This window comes from Lysinibacillus sp. BF-4 (assembly GCF_000743635.1).
In the GTDB taxonomy this organism is placed as follows: Bacteria; Bacillota; Bacilli; order Bacillales_A; family Planococcaceae; genus Metalysinibacillus; species Metalysinibacillus saudimassiliensis.
The window spans coordinates 1-9,419 of the sequence record NZ_JPUW01000057.1 but is presented as its reverse complement, the minus strand read 5'-3'; the positions used below and the strand labels follow the sequence as shown (position 1 = coordinate 9,419).

General features: G+C 40.7%; 10 protein-coding genes. 2 read left to right on the top strand and 8 right to left on the bottom strand.

The genetic code is table 11. The annotated features are described in order from the left end of the window. The 7 genes from CH76_RS12645 to CH76_RS12615 form a co-directional block, all read right to left on the bottom strand. The coding region (locus tag CH76_RS12645; RefSeq protein WP_036146992.1) for an aldehyde dehydrogenase family protein at positions 1-1,078 on the bottom strand (1,078 nt) is incomplete at its 3' end. A 42-nt stretch (positions 1,079-1,120) separates the two neighbouring features. Then, positions 1,121-2,161, bottom strand: coding sequence for a hypothetical protein (locus CH76_RS12640; protein ID WP_036146990.1), 1,041 nt, complete (start codon positions 2,159-2,161; stop codon positions 1,121-1,123). A 225-nt stretch (positions 2,162-2,386) separates the two neighbouring features. Next, positions 2,387-3,712, bottom strand: a complete 1,326-nt coding sequence (locus CH76_RS12635; protein WP_036146987.1) for a HAMP domain-containing sensor histidine kinase — start codon at positions 3,710-3,712, stop codon at positions 2,387-2,389. Further along, positions 3,709-4,350 carry a response regulator transcription factor gene (locus CH76_RS12630; RefSeq protein WP_036146986.1) on the bottom strand — a complete coding sequence of 214 codons (642 nt, stop codon included), beginning with the start codon at positions 4,348-4,350 and terminating at the stop codon, positions 3,709-3,711. The genes CH76_RS12635 and CH76_RS12630 overlap by 4 nt, the downstream gene beginning before the upstream one ends. 93 nt (positions 4,351-4,443) lie before the next feature. Further along, positions 4,444-4,821: a hypothetical protein gene (locus tag CH76_RS12625; RefSeq protein WP_036146984.1), complete on the bottom strand. Its 378-nt coding sequence runs from the start codon at positions 4,819-4,821 to the stop codon at positions 4,444-4,446. Between the two features lie 94 nt (positions 4,822-4,915). Next, the gene (locus CH76_RS13780; RefSeq protein ID WP_081892709.1) at positions 4,916-5,137 is read right to left on the bottom strand and encodes an isochorismatase family protein; all 222 of its coding nucleotides are present in this window, start codon (positions 5,135-5,137) and stop codon (positions 4,916-4,918) included. A 102-nt stretch (positions 5,138-5,239) separates the two neighbouring features. Beyond that, positions 5,240-6,130, bottom strand: a complete 891-nt coding sequence (locus tag CH76_RS12615) for an NgoPII family restriction endonuclease (protein WP_036146982.1) — start codon at positions 6,128-6,130, stop codon at positions 5,240-5,242. Between the two features lie 113 nt (positions 6,131-6,243). Between CH76_RS12615 and CH76_RS12610 the strand changes: the two genes are divergently transcribed. Next, on the top strand, positions 6,244-7,488 hold the full coding sequence (locus CH76_RS12610) for a DNA cytosine methyltransferase (RefSeq protein ID WP_235190401.1): 1,245 nt from the start codon (positions 6,244-6,246) through the stop codon (positions 7,486-7,488). 524 nt (positions 7,489-8,012) lie between these two features. Here CH76_RS12610 and CH76_RS12600 read toward each other — a convergent pair. Continuing rightward, complete coding sequence (locus tag CH76_RS12600; RefSeq protein WP_036146979.1) at positions 8,013-8,552, bottom strand: hydrolase; 540 nt, start codon at positions 8,550-8,552, stop codon at positions 8,013-8,015. Between the two features lie 295 nt (positions 8,553-8,847). Here CH76_RS12600 and CH76_RS12595 point away from each other — a divergent pair, with 295 nt between their 5' ends. Further along, the gene (locus tag CH76_RS12595; RefSeq protein WP_036146977.1) at positions 8,848-9,402 is read left to right on the top strand and encodes a YpjP family protein; all 555 of its coding nucleotides are present in this window, start codon (positions 8,848-8,850) and stop codon (positions 9,400-9,402) included. The last annotated feature ends 17 nt before the right edge of the window (positions 9,403-9,419 follow it).

Sequence of the window (9,419 nt, the reverse complement as noted above, 5' to 3'; positions counted from 1 at the left end):
GATAAAAGTAGCCAACGCGGTCCATGCGTTTACCGCCAAGCTCAAGCGTTGCACCGCCTTGAATGGCTTGTTGTACTTTGTCGTCAATGGCTTGTAGTTGTTTTTCGTTAATAATAGCGCCCATTTCGGTTGCTTTGTCATACGGATCTCCCACGACTACAGCTGCCATGGCTTCTTTTAAGGCGCGTAAAAATTCGTCATAAATCGTTTGGTGCACATAAACACGCTCAGGGCAGGTGCATACTTGTCCGCTATTGTTAATGCGGGCTTTGACGATGTAGCGCACCGCTTTTGCAATAGAAGCGTTAGCTGTCACGATGACGGGTGCTTTGCCGCCAAGCTCTAAGTTTACTTTTTTGACGTTTGTCGAAGCGGACTTCATTACCGCTTTACCTGCGCCCGTGCTACCTGTAATGGACACAAGCGCGATTTTAGGGTGGCGAGATAGCGCGTCGCCTACGTCTGCACCTGTGCCAGGAATAATGTGTACTAACCCTTTAGGAATGTCGGTATGGTTGAGGTACTCGGCAATTTTCAGTGCGCCAAGTGGCGTTTCTTCGCTTGGTTTAATAACAATCGCACAGCCCGTTACAAGCGCCGGAATTAATTTACGCATTAAAACAAAAATTGGCGCGTTCCATGGGATAATGCCAGCCGTTACGCCAACTGGTTTTTTGGTTAAAATCACAAGCTCGTCGCTAACCTCAGATTGTAACACCTCACCGTTATTTTGCAGGGCAAGGCCCGTCATATACGTAATATAGGCGATGGATTTGTCAATCTCGCCAATGGCCGCGCTCAACGGCTTGCCTTGTTCTTCGACATAAATACGAGCGAGCTCTTGTTTATGTTGTTCGAGTTGTACGGCGAGCTGCTGTACGATTTTTGCGCGCTTTACGGCATTTACTTTTGCCCATTTTGCTTGCGCGGCTTCCGCATAAGCTACCGCCGTATCCACATCTTCAGGCGTACCTAATGTAATCGTTGTGATGACTTGTTCTGTGACAGGGTTGCGGACGTCGAGTGTGTTGCTTGAAGCACTCTCCACAAATTGCCCATTAATATATAGTTGATTCATCCTTATCGCCTCCATGGTAGTTTATACCACGAAGTGGGAGGGCTAAAACGTGAAGGGTAATAACTCAACCTTACCATCTGGTGGGTCTGTAATGATGTAAAGTGTATTATTGTGCCACGTTGTACCATTTATAGAGACATCTGTTGCAATGCGCGAAGCATGTCCAATCCCGTTGTCTGTAAGAGCAGCTACAGAAATATTGCGGTAGTGACGTTCATTCTCTTCATCTACTTTACTCGTTTGATCAATTGCGATTAATGAGCCATCAGGCGACACGGAAAAGAAGGGTACCCACTGACCTATTTCGGATGTACCACCTGCCGCAATAATGGAAAGTTTACGTTCTTTTGTATTGTAATAAAAGACGCCTACTTGATCTTTTACATTTCCATTAAAAACAATGTTACCATTTGGTAAAATCTCGCCATCAAAAAAAGTCACATCTTCAAGCAATAATGTTTTGTCACCATTTTTATCGAAATGCGCAAAGTAGGGCTCGCTCACTTCTGCATAATACTCATTCAAGCTATTGGCAATGATACGATTACTTACGGGTGCAGGTAAACCGTGTTCCAGTCGTTGACCAGACAGCGTGTCTACAATTGCGAGTGACGATTTTTCGGTTTTTTTGTCATATAAAATAGAGCCAATCAATTCATTTTGCAAAAAAGTTAAACTAAAGGTGTCTAAAATACCGAGATTGAGTGTCGTATTTTTGTCGAAATGAACAGCAGTTACTTCTACACTATCGGTATCTTCATTATTATAGGCAAGCCCTACTTTTCCACTCGTTGAAATATTACGTACAGGTAGCTTACTTGCGAGTGTTGGTTTTTGCGTATGGATGTTCATTTTCCATGTTTGTTCATCCTTAATGAAGAACGCTGTTTCACCGCGAATAAAATTCGTATCTACTTCAGGTGGTAAGAGAATAGATTTGCCTTGTTCATACTGTAGTGAGTTATCCATCATCTCGCTCTCAAGCTGAACATCTTCTGTAATAACTGTGGGCTCCTTAGCCTCCTCTGTACTGCAAGCACTAAGTAATGCTACAGATAAAATAATACAACTAAAACGTTTCATAAAAACTCCTCCTAAACCTAAAAGTGTAGAGGGCCCGAAAGCTTCGCAAGATGTTGGAGCTCAAGCAAAAAAAGCGTTTTTTGCTTTTTGTTGACTGAGCGAAACAGCGCAAGAAGCTAGCCCTCAAAGCTAGATAAAACCTAAAAGTGTAGAGGGCTCAGTCAGCTTCACTAACTGTCTCCTCAATGCCACAACTTTAGTGTATAAAAAGGTTGTTGCAAAATATCACACAGTTGTTGCCAATTTGTTGCCAAAGTCGAGTGTTACGACAGCACGTCCTTGTTGATAAGTAAACGAAATAGCGCCATTGTGGGCATCCATAATTTGTTTAGCAATATACAAGCCTAGCCCATTACTGCTCGGTTCGTTACCATGGACAAAAGGCTCAAAAATATGGGCTAGCACTTGTTCAGGGATGGGAGGAGCAGCGTTGGAAATTGTCACCACAGTATCCACTGTCACTACAACATCTGAACCATGAAGATGTGCATTGCGGATAATGTTGCCAAACAAAATGCGTAACTCCTCCAAATTACCTTCGATAAAAAGAGGGGAGCCTGTTGCATCGGTAAAGGTTTGGACAAGCGCTAATACATCGACTTGTTGTAAGGTACGCGTTTGTAGCTCGGCTTTTGTGATGCGTAGTAATTGTTGCACAAGGCTATGTAAATCATCGGCATTGTCCTTAATAGCAACCGCTGCTCTTACTTGAAAGATGGGGTCTTCTAGTGTAGGGTCACTTAAAATTTGGGCATAGCCCGAAATACTTGCGATAGGTGTTTTTAATTCATGCGTTAAATGTTGAAAAAAGCGTGTTTGCTTTTGTTGTTCGGTATAAATGGTTGCGCGCATCTCATCAATAGCGTTTGTTAATTCGCCTACCTCATCACGCGATGCAAGAGGAAGCGGTGTGTCATAGCGCCCTTTAGCAATCTGCTTAGTCACTTGTGATAACGCGGTAATTGGTGTGCTAATGCGACGCGTTAATACAAAAATGACTACGAAAATTAATGCAAAGATTATTAAAATCATAGCTACGGCTGTCTTATGTAACATACTGTAGTAGTGAGCAGTTTCGCTATAATCTTCTGTAAAATGCAAAATGCCAATAGGCTCACCATAAATATAAATCGGGTAGGCAAACTCTAAATAATTACCCGTCACCAAATAACTTGCCTTATTTTGCTGGGCGAGGGTGAGTAATTGCGCACTGCGTGGAAGCGGGTTTTGTTGCAATAATTGGCTAGTAGCTGGTACAGTTTCGTGCAAGACGTGCCCATCAAAAGTGTATAGTGCCACACTTTGGCGGTACATATTGCTAAGGTTTTGTGTTAGCTGTTTGGCGTGGCTTTCGACGAGAGAGCTTGTGACATTAAGTTCGTTAAACTGCATAATATAGCGTTTAGATGTTTGTTGCAGTTGTACGGTTTTTTCGGTTAACGTGCGTGCTTGTAGTGTACTGAGTGTTTGGTTAACTAAAAAGTTGATGCACACGAGCGCTGCTACAAAAACAAGGGCAAGCGTAAAAGTAAACTTTGTTTGTAACTTCATCGCATTTTGTATCCTATGCCAAAGACCGTATCAATAATGCCACTCCCAAGCTTTTTGCGTAAACGCTGAACATGGACATCAACCGTACGCAAGCCACCGTCAAAATCAAAAGCCCATACAGTATCCAAAATCGCCTCACGTGTGAATACCTGATTGCGGTGTTGGGCGAACAGTGCGAGTAAATCAAATTCTTTCGGCTTGAGCGCCACAACTTCACCGTGTTGTGACACGCTATGTGCACGTAAATCCAGTGTTACATTATTAGATAAGTTGAGTGTAGGGGAAGTGCGTGTTGGCTTGCGTAGTTGTACGCGAATGCGCGCAATAACCTCACGAATATCAAAAGGCTTTGTGATATAGTCATTTGCTCCAAGCTCAAGCCCAAGCACCTTATCTGTAATATCATCGCGTGCTGTCAGCATAATAATGGGCAGTTGTAACTGCTTACATAAATCAAAGCCTGTCATATCAGGCAACATTACATCAAGTAATACCAAATCAAGTGCCGTTGTTTGTGCAAAGGCAAGCGCCTGTTCACCCGTAGCTGCATGCAGTGCTGTAAAGCCTTCACGTCGCAAACTATAAGTAAGGATGTCGGCAATTGCCGCTTCATCCTCCACGACTAAAATGGTCGTCATTGCTTTCACTCCTTTTTAGCCTAGTATAACGCAAAGATGTTGCGAAATTATAAACAAACAAGCAGAGAAAGTAGTAGATTTTTTCTGCTTGTTTTATGCTTGACTTGTTGATTTTTGATAAATAAACAGCACATCAAGTACGTCAAAAATCGTGGCGATACCAACTGCCACGTCTAGCTTGGCAACGTAACCAATCAAAAAGAAGGCGAGCACTCTCGTTAGTGCCACGCACAGTTTGCCAACGATGCTGTCAGGTGCGAGCGCGCTTGCGATATTGTCGAAAGTTACCCAGTAGGCGAGGTATAATATGCTAACAAAAATGAGTTCATTGGCATGAAACTTAAGATCAAGCGCACTAGCTGTGACAGTTGCTGCGCCAAGGACAATGAGTAAAAAGAACAACATGACGAGCGACAATAAGCCCGCAAACAAAGTAGCGCTAAGTATTAGTACGGGTTTACCTGTTTTCACGTCGCATATACCACAAACACAATGCCTGTATGTAATAAGAAGATAAGCACGATTTACTTCGAAAAAAAACAGGAGACGCGTCTCCTGTTTTGTGTTATTTAATAAGCGGCAGCACTTGTTTAAACTCAGGCGTGCCTGCTTTTTTCATCAGTTCATAAATGACGCTTTCCGTCGAGGTAGGCAGTACGCCGTAGGCTTTCATTTTGTCGAGCCCGATCGCTTTATTGGCAGCGGTGCGACTAGATACCGCATCCACAACGGCTTCGACGTGGTAGCCCAGCTCTTTTAAGTGGGCCGCCGTTTGGAAAACGCAAATATGCTACGATGATGGCGGAAAAATAAAATGCTTGAGCCCTATGTTAGTATCTGCAGAAGGTGACTGAAACATAGCCTCTCGAACATCAAACTCTATAATTACTCAGTCTGTATAGGCACAGAAGATAACGGCTTCCAGTGTAGAAGAAATATTGTTTGGATTAGGGATGCAAATATCTTTTCTGAAAAGCCTTTTTTGATTATAATAAGTACATAAGTCCTCGTTTAAGTCTTCATTTTCTAATTCTAATTTGACCAAATCATCTTTTAACATTACTACATAAATTCTAGTACTCTCTTTAGGCAACACAATATCACTAATATATGTACCGAAAATAGCCTCTGGGTGTTTTAATTCATACATACCTCGCACTCTTAAATTAGCGTGGTTAAGTGGGTCAATACCTATTGCTCTAGCCAACTCTTTAGAGTCTTGAAGTGTTGCGTTAGTTTTACTTATAGCCTCTCTAATTTCTGTAATCAAATTTTCATATACCTTACGATTAGCAATGAAAGTATTACCATTCACCAGCCATAAGGATAATAATTTATTATTAGTACTATCTAGATTCCCAACAGCATAAATTATATCTTTTTTATCCCAATTGTCGTCCTCAATTAAAAGTGTAGTATTAGGGATGTTTTGGCTATCTGGGTATATGTAATCTTTAGGATATGAACTGTTTAGCGCTATATTCCCTTTAGATTTACCATTAACTTTCTTAGGTTCTACACCTGCACCATTTTTTATAATAAAGTCGGGGAAGTGTTTGCTATCACCAGTCCATGACAGGTATTGGTTATAGATCCTCATTTTTTCATTCTCCATTTGGTACTGCGAAGCTCCTGTGCAAAACATATCCTTCACAAAATATTCTAGACTATCTCCAGCAACGTTTGCACTTCCATTTGAACGAAAAAGAGGAGTGAGAATTGAGGAGTTTCGTTCTAATATATTTCTTAGTGCTACTAATAAGTTTGTTTGATATTCCATACTACTATCATTTCTCCTTTAATATACTTTGCTTCATTCTCTCATAAATTGAGTTACTGGCCAAACGACATTATATATGTTAAAATACCGATACTAGGAAGGTGGAAATACATTTGAAGTTAAAAGAAAAAACTTTTAAATCTTCATTAACCTACTCTTCAAAAGAAGTTAATGATGTTTTACAACAAAAAATTATGGAAGAAAGTCTTTACGTTGAACGTAATGCTACAGAGAAAGCTAAATTATTCGAGTTGAATTTGCTGGATAAGGCGCAATATATTTCGAATTCAATAAACATTGTCTCTCTTTTTAGTGGTGCCGGTGGATTAGATTTAGGTGTACAAATTGCTCATGCTACTTCACAATATAATGAGAGCTTTGTATATGAAAAGTTAAAAGAAAAAGCGAATTTTCAAAAACTGATTCAAAATATAAATATTGTCTATTCCAATGATTTATATTCCTTAGCTAATGAAACATACTTGAAAAATATCAAAGGTACAGCTGTAAAGGATTCAAGAGATATACGTAAAGTTATTAATTTCCCTCAAAGTGACCTTATACTGGGGGGGTTTCCTTGCCCTGGTTTTAGTGCGGCAGGACCTCGATTATTAGATGATCCTCGTAATTTTTTATATATTCATTATATAAGAGCATTAGTACAATCTAAACCTGCTTTTTTTATAGCTGAAAATGTAAAGGGTTTAATGACTATGGCTGGCGGACAAGTTTTAGCTCAAATTAAAGAAGATTTTTCAGCAGCAGGATATGTTGTCACTGCTCATTTAGTTAACGCTAGAGATTATGGAGTGCCACAACTTAGAGAGCGTGTTTTTATTATTGGAGTGAGAAAAGATATTAGTGAAAAGTATAATTATGAATATGAGCTGCCTAAACCTACACATGGAGAGGGTAAAATACCCTATGTGACTTTGAAAGATGCTATAGGTGATTTACCACGACTACCAAACGACGTTTTTATTAGCGACTACAGTTCAATGTATATGTCTAGAAATAGAAAGAAAACATGGAACGAACAATCCTTTACTATCCAAGCGTCAGGGCGTCAAGCTCCACAACATCCAGAAGGTAAACCAATGAAAAAATTAGAAAAAGATAAATGGGTTTTTGAGGGAGATTTTAATAGAAGGTTATCAGTGAGGGAGTGTGCTAGGGTACAAACTTTTCCTGACTGGTTTGAGTTTGCTACTGGTGATAATAATAAGGTTTCGAAAAATAGCAAGCTCAATGAGCAATATAAACAAATTGGCAATGCGGTTCCTGTAGTATTGGCTGATAAAATTAGCCGTCCTATTCTGTCATTTCTTGCTTCTTATAAAGCTTTAGTGAAAAAATAAAATGAGACTAGAAAAATCCTACTTATAAATGAAAAGCCCTTGAAACTTTACATCATGTCAAAGTTCAAGGGCTTTAAAATTATAGAATAAGTAGCATAACGAGGATAATCAATTAAGAGACGAAGTGAAGAGCGTGCTTTGCTAGTTCATATTTTTATATAATAAGTTAAAGGCAGGGGCGGTGTTTTGCATGCTAACCGTTCAACAGCTCGAACAAGAGAAGTACAAACGTTGCGTAAATATCGCCAACAAACTTTTAGCGGTACTGAAAACGATGCAAGATGAAACGCCGCTTTTCAGTAGAACGGCGATACAAAACGTAGTGTCAGATGTAGTAAAAACGGCTAATAGGGATGTAATGTGCTGTTTGTCTAAATAATCATCAAATCCATTCAGAAGCGTTTCAACAAAAATTAGCTGAACGAAAACGTCAGTGTAGACAGGTATCGCTCGTATTAACGAAATAAACCCATTTATGCAAAAGGTCATTCCAACGGGCGGGAATGACCTTCTTTTATAGTGTGTTATTTAATAAGCGGCAATACTTGTTTAAACTCAGGCGTGCCGGCTTTTTTCATCAGTTCGTAAATGACGCTTTCCGTCGAGGTAGGAAGTACGCCGTAGGCTTTCATTTTGTCGAGCCCAATCGCTTTATTGGCAGCGGTGCGACTAGATACCGCATCCACAACGGCTTCGACGTGGTAGCCCAGCTCTTTTAAGTGTGCCGCCGTTTGGAATACGCAAATATGCGACTCAATGCCACATACTACGACTTGTTTGCGGTCGAGTTCATTTAAGCGCACCATAAAATCAGGATTTAAGCAGGCATCAAACTCCATTTTTTCAATCGGTGTTTGTCCTTCTAAATGCGCCGCAATGCTTGCGACAGTTGGGCCTAAGCCTTTAGGGTACTGCTCTAACCAGATGACAGGCACATCAAAAATCTTTGCGGCCTGCACCAAGCGCTCGATATTTTTTACGAGCACATCACTATCGTGCACCATCTCTGCTAGCTTGCCTTGCACATCAATTAGCACGAGGCAGCTTGTTTCCTTCATTAACATAAAAAAACCCCCTTTTTTGTAGTGTAACATCGTTTAACGTAAAAGAAAAACGGGAATCCCTCAAAAGAAGGACGCCCGCGCTCACAATTAGTTTGTGAAGTTTAATGATGTTAAGTATGCTAATAATGCTAGGAAACCAATTCCGAATACTGTTGACATGGTGAATGCCCTCCTTTAAAACGTACAATTCTACGTTTCTATTGTACAATGAAATAGAAAATGATGAAACCTTTTATCGCACTTTTGCGTAGTAGATAGTATAGAACATTCGAAAAATAAAGAAAGGATGATGAAAATGAAAAAATGGTTCAAGCAAAGTGTAATGATCACAGTGGCGTTTTTAACGCTAGGCATGATTACACCAATGCACGAAATCTGGAATAACTTTGGGGAGACAGGCAGCAGTAATAGCCAAGCTGCAAGCCCTGAGATTGCCTATGCCGCACCGCTTGAGGTGACCGAGCAAGTCGTCGAAGAAGAAAAAAGCTTAACGGAAGTAGCACGCGAGCAGGCGTACACAAAATTTGGCACGCGCATCGCACCAAAAATTAGTGAGGATTTTGATACATACATCTTCCCAAAAATTGAGGAAGCCATTGCTATGCACTGCGCTGACCTTGATAATCTAACAATTACCGAAAATCCAAGCGGCGGCTATGCCGAAAAAATGTTTCACATCCAGCACGACGCAAGCGACGTTATCCGCTTCCACGTGCGCACGGAAAACCGCCCACACGACGGCTTCTACTACAATTTCCATTACCACGTAGCTGCCGACAACTTCGACACACACCACGACCTTGGCGAAATCTACTGGTCAAAAAACCAACCACCCAAATGGCTATCTTAACCACCAACCACCCAACT

Coding starts and splice junctions, on each gene's coding strand:
- CH76_RS12640 (WP_036146990.1), bottom strand. CDS start 2,161: ATGAAACGTTTTAGTTGTATTATTTTATCTGTAGCATTACTTAGTGCT.
- CH76_RS12635 (WP_036146987.1), bottom strand. CDS start 3,712: ATGAAGTTACAAACAAAGTTTACTTTTACGCTTGCCCTTGTTTTTGTA.
- CH76_RS12630 (WP_036146986.1), bottom strand. CDS start 4,350: ATGACGACCATTTTAGTCGTGGAGGATGAAGCGGCAATTGCCGACATC.
- CH76_RS12615 (WP_036146982.1), bottom strand. CDS start 6,130: ATGGAATATCAAACAAACTTATTAGTAGCACTAAGAAATATATTAGAA.
- CH76_RS12600 (WP_036146979.1), bottom strand. CDS start 8,552: ATGTTAATGAAGGAAACAAGCTGCCTCGTGCTAATTGATGTGCAAGGC.
- CH76_RS12595 (WP_036146977.1), top strand. CDS start 8,848: ATGAAAAAATGGTTCAAGCAAAGTGTAATGATCACAGTGGCGTTTTTA.